The organism is Kitasatospora sp. NPDC001539 (genome assembly GCF_040298565.1).
Taxonomy (GTDB): domain Bacteria; phylum Actinomycetota; class Actinomycetes; order Streptomycetales; family Streptomycetaceae; genus Kitasatospora.
Map to the genome: position 1 here is coordinate 1 of NZ_JBEPAK010000185.1, position 14,274 is coordinate 14,274.

General features: G+C 73.1%; 11 protein-coding genes and 2 pseudogenes. 7 read left to right on the forward strand and 6 right to left on the reverse strand.

Annotated elements, in window-relative coordinates; translation table 11 throughout:
• Positions 1-92: 92 nt before the first annotated feature.
• On the reverse strand, positions 93-2,102 hold the full coding sequence (locus ABT247_RS24510; protein ID WP_502892497.1) for a putative Ig domain-containing protein: 2,010 nt from the start codon (positions 2,100-2,102) through the stop codon (positions 93-95).
• A 486-nt stretch (positions 2,103-2,588) separates the two neighbouring features.
• Between ABT247_RS24510 and rpmB the strand changes: the two genes are divergently transcribed.
• The 4 genes from rpmB (at position 2,589) to rpmF (ending at position 4,548) form a co-directional block, all read left to right on the forward strand.
• A complete protein-coding gene (gene rpmB / locus ABT247_RS24515; protein ID WP_350745814.1) occupies positions 2,589-2,825 on the forward strand; it encodes a 50S ribosomal protein L28 in 237 nt (78 codons plus the stop codon).
• Positions 2,825-3,130 carry a 30S ribosomal protein S14 gene (rpsN, locus tag ABT247_RS24520; RefSeq protein WP_350745816.1) on the forward strand — a complete coding sequence of 102 codons (306 nt, stop codon included), beginning with the start codon at positions 2,825-2,827 and terminating at the stop codon, positions 3,128-3,130. Before rpmB ends, rpsN begins: the two co-directional genes overlap by 1 nt.
• Positions 3,127-4,299 (forward strand): CobW family GTP-binding protein, encoded by a 1,173-nt coding sequence (locus tag ABT247_RS24525; protein WP_350745819.1) that lies wholly within the window; start codon positions 3,127-3,129, stop codon positions 4,297-4,299. Before rpsN ends, ABT247_RS24525 begins: the two co-directional genes overlap by 4 nt.
• 84 nt (positions 4,300-4,383) lie before the next feature.
• Positions 4,384-4,548, forward strand: a complete 165-nt coding sequence (gene rpmF, locus ABT247_RS24530; RefSeq protein WP_350745821.1) for a 50S ribosomal protein L32 — start codon at positions 4,384-4,386, stop codon at positions 4,546-4,548.
• Between the two features lie 147 nt (positions 4,549-4,695).
• On the opposite strand, the gene ABT247_RS24535 is transcribed toward rpmF, so the two are convergent.
• On the reverse strand, positions 4,696-5,109 hold the full coding sequence (locus ABT247_RS24535) for a Fur family transcriptional regulator (protein ID WP_350745823.1): 414 nt from the start codon (positions 5,107-5,109) through the stop codon (positions 4,696-4,698).
• Positions 5,110-5,375: 266 nt separating this feature from the next.
• Between ABT247_RS24535 and katG the strand changes: the two genes are divergently transcribed.
• Positions 5,376-7,592, forward strand: coding sequence for a catalase/peroxidase HPI (katG, locus tag ABT247_RS24540; protein ID WP_350745825.1), 2,217 nt, complete (start codon positions 5,376-5,378; stop codon positions 7,590-7,592).
• A gap of 148 nt (positions 7,593-7,740) precedes the next feature.
• Here katG and ABT247_RS24545 read toward each other — a convergent pair whose 3' ends face one another.
• Positions 7,741-8,262, reverse strand: a complete 522-nt coding sequence (locus ABT247_RS24545; RefSeq protein WP_350745828.1) for a histidine kinase — start codon at positions 8,260-8,262, stop codon at positions 7,741-7,743.
• 208 nt (positions 8,263-8,470) lie between these two features.
• A pseudogene (tsaD, locus tag ABT247_RS24550) lies at positions 8,471-9,516 on the reverse strand (tRNA (adenosine(37)-N6)-threonylcarbamoyltransferase complex transferase subunit TsaD).
• Positions 9,517-9,678: 162 nt separating this feature from the next.
• Between tsaD and ABT247_RS24555 the strand changes: the two are divergent.
• Together ABT247_RS24555 and ABT247_RS24560 are read left to right on the forward strand one after the other, a co-directional pair.
• Positions 9,679-10,281, forward strand: a complete 603-nt coding sequence (locus ABT247_RS24555; protein WP_350745831.1) for a superoxide dismutase — start codon at positions 9,679-9,681, stop codon at positions 10,279-10,281.
• Between the two features lie 239 nt (positions 10,282-10,520).
• Positions 10,521-11,588, forward strand: coding sequence for a glycosyltransferase family 2 protein (locus ABT247_RS24560; RefSeq protein WP_350745834.1), 1,068 nt, complete (start codon positions 10,521-10,523; stop codon positions 11,586-11,588).
• Between the two features lie 45 nt (positions 11,589-11,633).
• On the opposite strand, the gene meaB is transcribed toward ABT247_RS24560, so the two are convergent.
• Both meaB and scpA read right to left on the reverse strand, forming a co-directional pair.
• Positions 11,634-12,626 carry a methylmalonyl Co-A mutase-associated GTPase MeaB gene (meaB, locus tag ABT247_RS24565; protein WP_350745837.1) on the reverse strand — a complete coding sequence of 331 codons (993 nt, stop codon included), beginning with the start codon at positions 12,624-12,626 and terminating at the stop codon, positions 11,634-11,636.
• Between the two features lie 13 nt (positions 12,627-12,639).
• Positions 12,640-14,208: pseudogene (gene scpA, locus ABT247_RS24570) on the reverse strand (methylmalonyl-CoA mutase); the annotation flags it as partial.
• Between the last annotated feature and the right edge of the window lie 66 nt (positions 14,209-14,274).

Consider the following 14,274-nt stretch of genomic DNA (forward strand, 5'->3'; position numbering starts at 1 on the left):
TTTGGGGCCCCCCTCCGGCATCCCTGAGCGCCCGGGGCCCACCCCCGTGGTGGGCGGGGGCCGGACGCGGCGGCCCACCGTGTGAGGGGGGATCAGGAGGTGGTCAGGGCGGTGTCGTCGATGACGAAGCTGGTCTGGAGGGAGGAGTCCTCGGTGCCGGTGAACTTGACGGTCACCGTCTGGCCGGCGAAGGCGCTGAGGTCGTAGCTGCGCAGGGTGTAGCCGGCGCCCGCGTTGGCGTTGCTGAAGGTGGCCAGGGTGGTCGAGCCGGCCTGGACGGTGAGCTTGTCGTAGGCGGTCGACCCGGACTCGGCGGTGTCGATGTGCAGGTAGAAGCTGAGGGTGGCCTTGCAGCCGGCGGGGACGGTCACCGTCTGGGCGAGGGTGTCGGTGTGGCTGGAGCCGTAGCCGTCGAGCCAGGCCTTCCAGCTGCCGCCGTGGGCGGCCTCACCGGTGGAGTTGTCGACGACGCCGGAGGTGGCCGTCCAGGGCGCGGCGCTGCCGGTCTCGAAGCCGGGGTTGCCGAGCAACTGGGTGCCGGTGCAGGTGCCGCCGCTGCCCGTGACGGTCCAGCTGAAGGTGGTGGAGCCGCTGGCGCCGGTGGAGTCGGTGGCGGTCACCGTCGTGGTGTAGGTGCCGGCCGCGCTCGCGGTGCCGGTGATCAGGCCGGTGGTGGAGCTGATGGACAGGCCGCTCGGCAGGCCGCTCGCGGCGTACCTGAGGGTCTGGCCGGAGGCGGAGTCGGTGGCGTGGATCTGCAGGCTGACCGAACCGCCCTGGGCGGTGGTCTGGTTGCCCGGGTTGGTGACGGAGACGGTGTTGCCGCCGGTGCTGCCGGAGGTGAAGGCGGCGGTGCCGTTGGGGGTGCCGAGGCCGGTCGGGCCGTCGTAGCCGGCGCCGGCGGTGCACAGGTAGGACGGGGAGCAGCTGCCGTTGGCGCCGCTGGTCACGTCGTAGAGGGAGGAGGTGTGGGCGTACGGGTAGGACGCCGGGCTGGTGCCGGCGGCCGGGGTGCCGGCGAGGGCGTAGACCGCGGCGATGATGGGGGAGGAGGCGCTGGTGCCGCCGTAGACGTTCCAGCCGCTGCCGCCGTAGGTCTGGTAGACGGCGACGCCGGTGGCCGGGTCGGCGACGGCGGAGACGTCGGCGACGGTGCGCTTCGAGCAGCCGGTGTCCTTCTGCCAGCTCGGCTTGGCGTCGTAGGCGGAGCAGCCGGAGCCGGCGCCGTTGCCGCCGGAGCTGCTGCCCCAGACCTTCTCGCTCCAGCCGCGGCTGGTGGAGGCGCGGCTGAGGCTGGTGCCGCCAACCGCAGTGACGTACTGGGAGGCCGCCGGGTACTCGACGCCGTAGCCGGAGTCACCGGAGGAGACGGTGATGGCGACGCCGGGGTGGTTGAAGTAGCTGGCGTCGGAGCTCGGGTCGGTGGAGTCCTCGGAGCCGCCGTAGCTGTTGGAGACGTACTTGGCGCCCATCGAGACGGCGGTGTTGACGGCGGCGCCCAGGTTCTCCATGTTCGCGTCGTCGGACTCGACGAGCAGGATGTGGCAGTTGGGGCAGATCGCGCTGACCATGTCGACGTCGAGCGAGATCTCGCCGGCCCAGCCGCTGTCCGCGGTGGGGTAGTTGGTGCCGCCGCGCTGGTCGACCTTCTTGAAGCAGCCGTTGGCGGTGGTGCACGCGGGCAGCCCGTACTGGGAGCGGTAGGTGGCGAGGTCGGACTCGGCGTTGGGGTCGTCCTGGGCGTCGACGATGGCGACGGTGGCGCCGGAGCCGGCCGAGGCGGGGAGGTTGTACGCGGCGGTCAGGTCGCCGGGGCCGTAGCCGGAGGGCAGGATGTTCGGTGCCAGGGTGCCCTGTTGGACGATGTCGGTGCGGGCGAGCGCGAGGCAGGCCATCTCACCGGGGTGGCTGGGGGCGGCACAGAGCCGCTTGGTGGCGGCGGAGTGCGCCGAGCCGTCGGCCGTGGTGGCCGCCGGGGTCGCGGTGGCCGCCGGGGCGGTGACCGCGAGCAGGCCGGTGGCGGCCATGGCGAGGGCGGGCAGGGCGGCGAGCAGTCTGCGCGCCCGTGGCGGACGCGGGCTGCTGGGGGAGTGGAAGCGCAAGAGTCGACCCTCCGTGGGGTGAGGGCGCGGCCGGTGCCGGCATGGGGGTGCTCGCCGGTACGGGCTCGGGCCCGTGCTGACGGATCACGGCATGTGCTGGCCGGCCCCGGTTGGTGGCCGCGGGCCGGCGTGGTGCTTGCGCTGAACTGTGAGGCGGGGGACGTCCCGGGCCGGAAACGGGGGGACACCTCAGCGATGGTGACAGGACCATGACATGCCAGGGGGCGCATCAAGGGCCGCACCGCCCAGGGGCGTTGCCGTAGCGGTGCGGCCATGACGTTACTGACGGGTCGTCGGCGCCCTCAAGGAGCCGTGCGCAGCTTTTACCCGGGCTTGCCCATGAGTTGTCCGGAGGATGAGACGGGCGCTTCCCGGGGGCGGTTCGCCGTGCGCCGCGCGTGGCCCGGCGGTCGGGACCGAGGGCATAATGAAATCCATGTTCATGTAGAGTCTCCCCGTGTCGACCCCGACAGAACGGAGCCCCTGATGTCCGCCCACTGCCAACTGACCGGTCGCAAGCCGGGCTTCGGCCATGCGATCTCGCACTCGCACCGCCGCACCCCGCGCCGCTTCGACCCGAACATCCAGCGCAAGCGCTACTGGCTGCCCAGCGAGGGCCGCTACGTGCGCCTCACGCTCAGCGCCAAGGGCCTGAAGACCGTCGACGCCATCGGGATCGAGGCCGCCGTGGCCCGGATCCGCGCCCGGGGGGAGAAGGTCTGATGGCCAAGCAGAGCAAGATCGCCAAGAACGAGCAGCGCCGTGCCGTCGTGGCCCGCTACGCCGAGCGCCGGGCCGAGCTGAAGAAGATCATCGCTCGGCCCACCAGCACCCCCGAGGAGCGCGCCGCCGCCCAGCGCGAGCTGGCCGGCCAGCCCCGGGACGCCAGCGCCACCCGGGTCCGCAACCGCGACGCCGTGGACGGCCGCCCGCGCGGCTACCAGCGCGCCTTCGGCCTGTCCCGGATCAACCTGCGCACCATGGCCCACGCCGGACAGCTGCCGGGCGTGCGCAAGTCGAGCTGGTGAGCACCGTGCCCGCACACCTCAGGCTCCCCGTCGTCGTGGTGGCCGGCCTGCACCGTGCCGAACGCCGCCGCGCCGTCCAGGAGTTGCTCGACGGCGGCGTCAACGGCGTGGTCCTCCACCACGATCTGCGCGACGCCGGCCGGGGCACCGTCCACCGCGAACTGCGGGACACCGACGGGGTGTACGACACCGCCGAGCTCCCGCTGACCAACGACTGCCCCTGCTGCGCCCTGCGCGAGGACCTGCTGCCGCTGCTCGCCGGCATCGCCGAGGCCGGCGAGCACGGGCTGGCGGTCGTCGAGCTGTGGGGCGGCAGCGACCCGCACCCGGCGGTCGAGGTGATCGCCGGCGGCGAGGTGGACGGCCGCCCCATGGAGGAGTTGATCGAGCTCGCCGGCGTGGTCACCGCCGTCGACCCGGACCGGCTGCTCGGCGAACTGTCCGTCTCCGACGAGCTGTCCGAGCACGGCGAGCACACCTGCCCGGACGACGTCCGCACCCGGGCCGAGGCGCTCGCCCACCAGATCGAGTACGCCACCACGATCGCCGTCGCCCGCGGCGGCGAGAGCGGCCTGTCGATGCTGCGCCAGCTGCACCCGACCGCACGCCGGGTGCTGCTCGGCACCGGAGAACTGCTGCGCGCGGCGCTCGGCGGCTTCGACGTGCCGGCCGCCCGCGACCGGGTCAACCCGGCGCTGGCCCTGCTGCCGCAGGAGCACGACGAGGCGGGCGTGGCCACCCTGGTGTGGGAGCGCCGCCGCCCGCTGCACCCCGTCCGGCTGCACGCCGCGCTGGAACTGCTCGTCCCGGCGGCCCAGCGCAGCCGCGGCCGGTTCTGGCTGGCCAACCGCCCGGAGCTGATGCTGGCCTGGGACGCGGCCGGGGCGAACCTCGCGGTCGAGGAGTGCGGGCCCTGGCTGGCCTCGCTGCCGGACGCCGCCTGGGAGCACTACCCGCCCGCCCGGCGGGCCGCCGCCGCCCTGGACTGGCACCCCGCCCACGGCGACCGCGTCCAGCAACTCGCCTTCACCGCCGAGGGCCTGGACGTCGACGGGATCGTCGAGCTGCTCGACTCGTGCCTGCTCACCGACGCCGAGCTGATGGCGGGGGAACAGGGCTGGAAGGCCCTGCCCGACGCCTTCGCCGACCTGCTCGAACCCGTTTCCTGACCGGGCGGACCAGCCCGGCACGCGGCGGGCGCCACCGCCGTCGGCGCGCCCGCCGCCCCCCACCCCTTCCAGAGGAGCTCTGACATGGCCGTTCCGAAGCGCAAGACCTCCCGGAGCAACACCCGCCACCGCCGCTCGCAGTGGAAGGCCGCTGCTCCGCAGCTCGTACCGATCACCGTCGAAGGCCGTGAGCACCTGGTGCCGCGCAACCTGGTGAAGGCCTACGAGCGGGGCCTGCTCGTGCCGTAGGGCCGTGGCAGCACGGCGAGGGGTCGCAGCCCGTGGGGGGCTGCGACCCCTCGCCGTTTCCGGCGGCGCCCCCTCAGGAGGCGTCCCCGGGGAGCCCGGCCGCCGGAGCCGGCGCCGACGTCCCGCGCGGGTCGGTCGACCGCGGGCTCAGCCCGCGCAGGACGGGCAGAGCCCGCGGTAGGTGACCTCGGCGCCGGAGACGGCGAAGCCGAAGCGCTGGTCCGCCGGGAGGTCGGCGAGCGGGTTGCCGAGGGGGTGGACGTCGCGGATGGCGCCGCAGCCGGTGCAGACCAGGTGCTGGTGCGGGCGGTGCGCGTTGGGGTCGTAGCGCTTGGCCCGTCCGTCGGTGGAGACCTCGACCACCTCGCCGAGGGTGACCAGTTCGCCGAGGGTGTTGTAGACCGTCGCCCTGGAGATCTCCGGGAGGCGCTCGGCGGCGAGCACGTGCACCTCGTCCGCGGTCAGGTGCACGTGGTCGCCGTCCAGGACCTCGGCGACGACGCGCCGCTGGGAGGTGAGGCGCCAGCCGCGCCCGCGCAGCCGCTCCAGCAGGTCACTCATATCGGTTCACCTATTCAGGTCACGGGGAGACCGGAGTTTACCAATACACATCCACTGGTGTCCGGTTCGCGATCGGATCTGGCTTTGGTGTCTTTCTTGACTTGGATTGAGTCCACCGTAGGATCGGCTCCGGCGCTAGCCTGGGTAGCAACAGGACGCAGCAGGACACCGCTACCCCGAAACAGCGGCCGTACACAGCGGTAGCAGCACTTGGTGCCGTAGGTAGCAGATGGACACCGTGATCCGCCTTGTAGGGAAGGATTCCCATGTCTGAGAACCACGACGCAACCGGTCTTGAGGCGAGCGCGGGCGGCTGCCCGGTCAACCACGGGCGCGCGCTCCACCCCACCCAGGGCGGCGGGAACCGCCAGTGGTGGCCGGAACGGCTGAACCTGAAGATCCTGGCCAAGAACCCCGCCGTGGCGAACCCGCTCGGCGCCGACTTCGACTACGCCGAGGCCTTCAAGTCCCTCGACCTCCCGGCCGTCAAGCGGGACATCCAGGAGGTGCTCACCTCCTCGCAGGACTGGTGGCCCGCCGACTTCGGCAACTACGGCCCCTTCATGATCCGCATGGCCTGGCACAGCGCCGGCACCTACCGGATCAGCGACGGCCGCGGCGGCGCCGGCGGTGGCCAGCAGCGCTTCGCCCCGCTGAACAGCTGGCCGGACAACGCCAGCCTGGACAAGGCCCGCCGCCTGCTCTGGCCGGTGAAGAAGAAGTACGGCCGCAGCCTGTCCTGGGCCGACCTCATGGTGCTGGCCGGCAACGTCGCCCTCGAGACCATGGGCCTGCAGACCTTCGGCTTCGGCGGCGGCCGCGTCGACGAGTGGGAGCCCGACGAGGACGTCTACTGGGGCCCGGAGACCACCTGGCTGGACGACAAGCGCTACACCGGCGACCGCGAGCTGGAGAGCCCGCTCGCCGCCGTCCAGATGGGCCTGATCTACGTCAACCCCGAGGGCCCCAACGGCAACCCGGACCCGATCGCCGCCGCCCGCGACATCCGCGAGACCTTCTACCGGATGGCGATGAACGACGAGGAGACCGTCGCGCTGATCGCCGGCGGCCACACCTTCGGCAAGACCCACGGCGCCGGCCCGGCGGACAACGTCGGCCCGGACCCGGAGGCCGCGCCGATGGAGCAGCAGGGCCTCGGCTGGAAGAGCCGCTACGGCACCGGCGTCGGCGGCGACGCCATCACCAGCGGCCTCGAGGGCACCTGGACGCCCACCCCGACGACCTGGGACAACAGCTTCTTCGAGACGCTGTTCGGCTACGAGTGGGAGCTCACCAAGAGCCCGGCCGGCGCCCACCAGTGGAAGCCGAAGGACGGCGCCGGCGAGGGCACCGTCCCGGACGCCCACGACCCGAACAAGCGGCACGTCCCGATCATGCTCACCACGGACCTCTCGCTGCGCTTCGACCCGGTGTACGAGCAGATCTCCCGGCGCTTCCTCGAGCACCCGGAGCAGTTCGCCGACGCCTTCGCCCGCGCCTGGTACAAGCTGACCCACCGCGACATGGGCCCGGTCGTGCGCTACCTCGGCCCGGAGGTCCCGAGCGAGCAGCTGATCTGGCAGGACCCGCTGCCGGCCGTCACCTACCAGCAGATCGACGCCGCCGACGTCGCCGACCTCAAGCGGCGGATCGCCGCCACCGGCCTGTCGGTCTCCGAGCTGGTCTCCACCGCCTGGGCCGCGGCCTCCTCCTACCGCAACAGCGACAAGCGCGGCGGCGCCAACGGCGGCCGGATCCGGCTCCAGCCGCAGGCCGGCTGGGAGGTCAACGAGCCGGACCGGCTGGCCACCGTGCTGCGCGCCCTGGAGGGCGTGCAGGCGGAGTTCAACGCGCAGGCCGGCGACAAGCAGGTCTCCATCGCCGACCTGGTGGTGCTGGCCGGCGGCGTCGGCGTCGAGCAGGCGGCCAAGGCGGCCGGCCTCGCGGTCGAGGTGCCGTTCGCACCCGGCCGGGTGGACGCCACGCAGGAGCTGACCGACACCGAGTCCTTCGCCGCGCTGGAGCCGAAGGCCGACGGCTTCCGCAACTGGCTCGGCAAGGGCAACCGCCTGCCGGCCGAGTTCCTGCTGCTCGACAAGGCGAACCTGCTGGGCCTGAGCGCGCCCGAGATGACCGTCCTCGTCGGCGGCCTGCGCGTCCTCGGCGCCAACCACCAGCAGTCCGCGCACGGCGTCTTCACCGAGACCCCGGGCGTGCTGACGAACGACTTCTTCGTCAACCTGCTGGACCTGGGCACCACGTGGAAGTCCACCTCCGAGGACGCCCACACCTTCGAGGGCCGGGACGCCTCCGGCCAGGTCAAGTGGACCGGTACCCGCGCCGACCTGGTCTTCGGCTCGAACTCCGAACTGCGCGCCGTCGCCGAGGTGTACGCGAGCGACGACGCCAAGGAGAAGTTCGTGGAGGACTTCGTCGCGGCCTGGGTCAAGGTCATGAACGCCGACCGCTTCGACCTGGTCTGAGCGGCGACCCGGTCGACCCGGCCGAGCCGTTGACCGGTTCGACGGGGTGACCGGCTGAGCGGTGACGGCGGGAGTCCGGGGGCAGCGGCCCCCGGGCTCCCGCCGCGCGTCGTCGCCCGTCACCTGCGTACGGCGCCCCGGCAGCCGCTCAGGCCTCTCCGGCCTTCTGCTCCGCCTCCCGCTGTTCCTCCGCCTTCCGCTCCGCCGCCCGGACCTGTTCGGTGAAGGCGTGCTCGTCGACCCGCTCGACCGTCGCGCCGTGCTCGGCCGCCAGCTCGTCGGCCGGCCCGGGGGAGGCCTCCCGGACCTCGAGCGCGACCAGTGCGCCGCCGTCCGGCACCCGGGGCGAGAGCACGATCAGCGCGGCGCCGGCCTCCGTCGCGGAGTGCTCCTCGGCCGCGTTGCCGAGCGCCGCACCCGCCGCGAAGCCCAGCAGCACCCCGACCGGCCCGCCCAGCAGCCCCACCAGGCCTCCCAGCAGCCCCGAGCCCACGGTGGCCACACCGGCGCCCCGGGTGAAGGTGTCCTTCACCTCCAGCACCCCGTCGCCGTCGCGCTCCAGGGCGGCTGCCATCCGCAGGCCGGGCAGGTGCTGCGCCTCGGCGAAGGCGGCCGGCCAGCCGGCGGCGTCGGGGAAGGTCAGCAGGACGAGGTTGTGCTGGTCGCTCATCGCACTCCGATCGGGCTGGGTCCTGTCCGGTGCCGGGTCTCCATCGTGACTCCCGGTGCGCGTCCCGGCCACGGGAGCGAGCACGGGTGTCCCGCGCGGTCCGCCTTCCCCGTCCGCCGCCGAGCATGCGGCGCGCCCGCCCTCCCGTCCTCCCGTCTCCGAGTCGTTGCCGCCGTTGCCGCCGCTCCCGCCGTCCGGCCGCCGCTGCTCACCTGGACGGCGACGGACCGAGCGCGGCGCGCTCCAGCGGCGCCGACGGGTCCACCGCGAGGTCGGCCGGTGCCGGCTCGGCGCCGGCGCGGACCAGCAGGTCGCCGATCGCCGCGACCATGGCGCCGTTGTCGGTGCAGAGCCGGAGCGGGGGCACCCGCAGGGCGATCCCCGCAGCCGCGCACCGCTGCTCGGCGAGCGCCCGCACCCGGGAGTTGGCCGCCACCCCGCCGACCACCACGAGGGTGCCGATCCCGTGCTCGGTGCAGGCGCGCACCGCCTTGCGGGTCAGCACGTCCGCGATCGCCTCCTGCAGGGCGGCCGCCGCGTCCGGGACGTGCGGTTCGCGCTGCGCCTCCACCCAGCGGGCGGCGGCGGTCTTCAGGCCGGAGAAGGAGAACGCGTACGGGTCGTCCTGCGCCCCGGTGAGCGGGCGGGGGAGCCGGACGGCCGCCGGGTCGCCGGTGCGGGCGGCGCGGTCGATCGCGGGGCCGCCGGGGTAGGGCAGGCCGAGGATGCGCGCGACCTTGTCGAAGCACTCGCCCGCCGCGTCGTCCAGGGTGTCGCCGAGGTGGACGATCGGGTCGCGGGAAGGTCCCGGACGAGGAGCAGGGAGGTGTGGCCGCCGGAGACGATCAGCACCACGCTGGGGTCGGGCAGCGGTCCGCCGTCGAGGGCCGCCGCGGCGACGTGCCCGGCGAGGTGGTGCACCCCGTACAGCGGGACGCTCAGCGCGTACGCGTAGCCCTTGGCGGCGGCCACTCCGACCTGCAGCGCCCCGGCCAGCCCCGGGCCGGTCGTCACGGCGACGGCGCCGACGTCACGCAGCGTCAGTCCGGCGCGGTCCAGCGCCTCCTGGACGACCGGCGCCATCGCGTGGACGTGCGCCCGGGCGGCGATCTCCGGGACGACCCCGCCGTAGCGGGCGTGTTCGTCCATCGAGGAGGCCACCGCCTGCCCGAGCAGCACGCCACCGCGGACCAGGCCCGCGCCGGTCTCGTCGCAGGAGGACTCGATGCCCAGCACCACCGGCGACCCTGTCATGGGCACTCACCCTGGTCGGTCATTACGTTCACGAGTGACCATTGTGCCCGACGTGATGTGAGAGACATGTAGGAGCCCATAGTGCGTTCCTGCAACTGATGCGCAATAGTGTTGTCCCGGCACGATCGATACGACCAACCCGCCGAAAGGGGCCGTGTCCTGATGGGCACCTACACGCTTCCCGACCTGCCGTACGACTACTCCGCGCTGGAGCGGGCGATGTCGGCCGAGATCCTGGAGCTGCACCACTCCAAGCACCACGCCGCGTACGTGAAGGGTGCCAACGACACCCTGGAGCAGCTGGCCGAGGCCCGCGACAAGGAGCAGTTCGGCGGTCTGGTCGGCCTGCAGAAGACCTTCGCCTTCCACCTGTCGGGGCACGTGCTGCACTCGCTGTTCTGGCAGAACCTGTCCCCCGAGGGCGGCGACCGCCCCGAGGGCGAGCTCGCCGACGCCATCGCCGAGCACTTCGGCAGCTTCGAGGCCTTCAAGAAGCAGCTCACCAACGCCACCACCGGCGTGCAGGGCTCCGGTTGGGGCATCCTTTCCTGGGAGCCGCTCGGGCAGCGCCTGATCGTCGAGCAGGTCTACGACCACCACGGCAACGTGGGCCAGAACACCACCCCGCTGCTCGCCTTCGACGCCTGGGAGCACGCCTACTACCTGCAGTACCGCAACGTCCGCCCGGACTACGTCACCCGTCTGTGGGACGTCGTCAACTGGCAGGACGTCCAGGCCCGCTTCGCGGCTGTCAAGAGCGCCTGACCCGTTCCGGGTGACGGCGGGGCCCCGGACCGGTCGGGCGTTCCGGGGCCCCGCCCAGCTCACGGCGGGTGCGCGGGGCGGATCCGGGGCGGTCGGCACGCCCGGGCGCACGGAACCGAAGACTGGGCGCCATCCGCAGTTCTCCCGCGGGGAGCGTCCGGTCGGTACGCTCGGACCACCGTCGGCCACCGGCGGTCGGCGGCCGAACGGCCCGCCCGCTCCCGAGCGAAAGGCCTTCCATGGCGCCGCGCCTGTCCGTCGTCGTCCCGGTCTACAACGTCGAGCGCTACCTCGTGGAGTGCCTGGACTCGATCGCGGCGCAGACCTTCGAGGACTTCGAGTGCGTCGTGGTCGACGACGGCTCGACCGACGACGGCCCCGTCATCGCCAAGGCGTACGCCGCCAAGGACGGGCGCTTCCGGCTGGTCCAGCAGGAGAACAAGGGCCTCGGCGCGGCCCGCAACACCGGCTGGCGCCACCTCACCCCGGGCACCGAGTACCTGGCCTTCGTGGACAGCGACGACACCCTGCCACCGCAGGCCTACGAGCTGATGATCCGCACCCTGGACGGGACGGGGTCCGACTTCGCCGCGGGCAACGCGCTGCGGCTGCGCACCACCGGGCTGACCCCCTCCCACGCGCACCGCCGCCCGTTCCGGGAGACCCGGCTGCGCACCCACGTCAGCGAACTGCCCGCCCTGGTCACCGACCGCACCGCCTGGAACAAGGTCTACCGCCGCTCCTTCTTCGACGCCGCGGGCCTCCTCTACCCCGAGGGCATCCTGTACGAGGACGCCCCGGTCAGCGTGCCCCTGCACTTCCTCGCCGAACGGGTCGACGTGCTCGCCGACCCGATCTACCACTGGCGGGTGCGTGAGGACGGCGCGCTGTCCATCACCCAGAAGAAGACCGACCCGCGCGGCCTGATCGACCGCGTCCGCTCGATGGAACTCGTCCGGGAGTGGCTCCAGGGGCGCAGCGAGCCGGAGTTCGCCGAGTACCTGCGCGCCTACGACCTGAACTGCCTGGTCGAGGAGATCCCGATGTTCTTCTGGTCCGTCCCGGACGGCGACCGGCCGTACTGGGAGGTCTACCAGCGGCACGTCAGCCGGCTCCTGCACGCCATCGGCACGGAGCGGTTGGCCGGCCTCAACGCCCAGCTCCGGCTGAAGTACCGGCTCACCCTGGCCGATGCGATGAACCGCTTCGTGGCCGTCCAGCGGGTGCACCTGCTCGTCCGCCGCTCCCGCCAGGCCGCCGCCCGGCGGGCCGCGGCCGTCCGCCGGCCCGCCGGGGCCCGGGCCTGACCCTGCCCGGCCCGCCGGCCTGCCCGGTCGGGAGGCGCCGAAGAATCAGGAGGCGCCGAAGAAGGTGTCCAGGATCCGCTGGGCGGCCAGCCCCGCGGGCAGGGTGCCGGCCCGGACCTCGGCTTCCAGCGACGGGGCGAGGCGCCGCACCTCGGGGTGCTCGTGCAGCCGGGCGTGGAGCTGGTCGTGGACCATGGACCAGGTCCACTCGACCTGCTGGTCACGGCGCCTGGCGGCCAACGCACCCGTCGCGTCGAGGACCTTGCGGTGCTGCTGGAGGCGTTCCCACAGCACGTCCAGCCCGGCGCCGTCGCGGCCGCTGCAGGTCAGGACCGGCGGGGTCCACGCAGCGTCGGGAGCCTGCAACAGGCGCAGGGCGCCGGCCAGTTCGCGGGCGGCCGCCTTGGCGTCGCGCTCGTGTGGGCCGTCCGCCTTGTTGACGGCGATGACGTCCGCCAGTTCCAGGACGCCCTTCTTGATGCCCTGGAGCTGGTCGCCGGTGCGGGCCAGGCTGAGGAGCAGGAAGGTGTCGACCATCCCGGCCACCGCCGTCTCGGACTGGCCGACGCCGACGGTCTCGATCAGGACGACGTCGTACCCCGCCGCCTCCATCACCACCATCGACTCCCGGGTGGCCTTGGCGACCCCGCCGAGCGTCCCCGAGGTCGGCGACGGCCGGACGAAGGCGTTCGGGTCGACGGCGAGGCGCTCCATCCTGGTCTTGTCGCCCAGGATGGAGCCGCCCGTCCGGCTCGAGGTCGGGTCGACGGCGAGCACCGCGACCCGGTGGCCGAGGCCGGTGAGCATCGTCCCGAAGGAGTCGATGAAGGTCGACTTGCCGACACCGGGCACACCGGTGACGCCGACCCGGACCGCCCCGCCCGCGTGCGGCAGCAGCCGCTGGAGCAGCTGCTGCGCGAGGGCGCGGTGGTCGGGCCGGCTGGACTCGACGAGGGTGACGGCGCGCGCGATCCAGGCGCGCGAGCCGTCCAGGACCCCCGCCGCGTAGCTGTCGAGGTCGATCGTCCGCGGAGGCATCCGGGTCAGACCGTCACAGCTCGTGGCCGAGGTCGGCCGCCAGCGACTTCAGCAGGTCGTACGCGGCGTCCGGGATCACCGTGCCGGGCGGAAAGACCGCCGCCGCGCCCGCCTCGCGGAGCGCGTCGAAGTCCTGCGGGGGGATCACCCCGCCGACCACGATGGTGATGTCCTCCCGGCCCGCCGCGGCGAGTTCGGCGCGCAGCGCGGGCACCAGGGTGAGGTGCCCGGCGGCCAGCGAGGAGACCCCGACGATGTGCACGTCCGCCTCGACGGCCTGGCGGGCGACCTCGGCCGGGGTCTGGAACAGCGGGCCGACGTCCACCGTGAACCCGAGGTCGGCGAAGGCGGTGGCGATCACCTTCTGGCCGCGGTCGTGGCCGTCCTGGCCCATCTTGGCGACCAGGATGCGCGGGCGGCGCCCCTCGGCCCGCTCGAACCGCTCGACCAGGTCCCGGGTGCGCTGGAGGGGGGCCGACGGGCCCGCTTCGTCTCGGTACACACCGGAGATGGTACGGATCTGGCCGGAGTGACGGCCGTACACCTTCTCCAGGGCGTCCGAGATCTCGCCGACGGTCGCCTTGGCCCGGGCCGCGCCGACGGCCAGGTGCAGCAGGTTGCCGTCCAGGGAGCCACCGCGCTGCGGACCGGCCTCGGCGGCGCGGGTCAGCGCGTGCAGCGCGTCCTGGCAGGCCGCCTCGTCCCGCTCCTCGCGCAGCCGGCGCAGCTTCTCGATCTGCCGGGCGCGGACCGCCGAGTTGTCGACCTTCAGCACGTCGATCTGCTCGTCGCTGTCGACCCGGTACTTGTTGACGCCGATCACCGGCTGGCGGCCGGAGTCGATGCGCGCCTGGGTGCGGGCGGCGGCCTCCTCCACGCGCATCTTGGGGATGCCCGCGTCGATGGCCTTGGCCATGCCGCCGGCCGCCTCGACCTCCTGGATGTGCTGCCAGGCGCGGGCCGCGAGGTCGTGGGTGAGCTTCTCCACGTACGTCGAGCCGCCCCAGGGGTCGATCACCCGGCAGGTGCCCGACTCCTGCTGCAGCAGCAGCTGGGTGTTGCGGGCGATGCGGGCGGAGAAGTCGGTGGGCAGCGCCAGCGCCTCGTCCAGGGCGTTGGTGTGCAGCGACTGGGTGTGCCCCTGGGTGGCGGCCATCGCCTCCACGCAGGTCCGGGTCACGTTGTTGAACACGTCCTGGGCGGTGAGCGACCAGCCCGAGGTCTGCGAATGGGTGCGCAGCGAAAGGGACTTCGGGTTCTTCGGGTCGAACTGCCGGACCAGCTTGGCCCACAGCAGCCGGGCCGCGCGCAGCTTGGCGACCTCCATGAAGAAGTTCATGCCGATCGCCCAGAAGAACGACAGCCGCGGCGCGAAGGCGTCCACGTCCAGCCCCACGTCCAGGCCCGCGCGCAGGTACTCCACCCCGTCGGCCAGGGTGTAGGCCAGCTCCAGGTCGGCGGTGGCCCCGGCCTCCTGGATGTGGTAGCCGGAGATGGAGATCGAGTTGTACCGGGGCATCCGCTGCGAGGTGTACGCGAAGATGTCCGAGATGATCCGCATCGACGGCTGCGGCGGGTAGACGGCCGCCGTCGGGCTCCTCCAGCTTGGCGAGCATCCGGATCAGGGTGGTCTTGCCGTCGCCGTTGC

Excerpts from the sequence above, each read along its gene's own strand:
- rpmB (WP_350745814.1), top strand. The coding sequence starts at position 2,589 with ATGTCCGCCCACTGCCAACTGACCGGTCGCAAGCCGGGCTTCGGCCAT.
- rpsN (WP_350745816.1), top strand. The coding sequence starts at position 2,825 with ATGGCCAAGCAGAGCAAGATCGCCAAGAACGAGCAGCGCCGTGCCGTC.
- rpmF (WP_350745821.1), top strand. The coding sequence starts at position 4,384 with ATGGCCGTTCCGAAGCGCAAGACCTCCCGGAGCAACACCCGCCACCGC.
- ABT247_RS24535 (WP_350745823.1), bottom strand. The coding sequence starts at position 5,109 with ATGAGTGACCTGCTGGAGCGGCTGCGCGGGCGCGGCTGGCGCCTCACC.
- katG (WP_350745825.1), top strand. The coding sequence starts at position 5,376 with ATGTCTGAGAACCACGACGCAACCGGTCTTGAGGCGAGCGCGGGCGGC.
- ABT247_RS24545 (WP_350745828.1), bottom strand. The coding sequence starts at position 8,262 with ATGAGCGACCAGCACAACCTCGTCCTGCTGACCTTCCCCGACGCCGCC.
- ABT247_RS24555 (WP_350745831.1), top strand. The coding sequence starts at position 9,679 with ATGGGCACCTACACGCTTCCCGACCTGCCGTACGACTACTCCGCGCTG.
- ABT247_RS24560 (WP_350745834.1), top strand. The coding sequence starts at position 10,521 with ATGGCGCCGCGCCTGTCCGTCGTCGTCCCGGTCTACAACGTCGAGCGC.
- meaB (WP_350745837.1), bottom strand. The coding sequence starts at position 12,626 with ATGCCTCCGCGGACGATCGACCTCGACAGCTACGCGGCGGGGGTCCTG.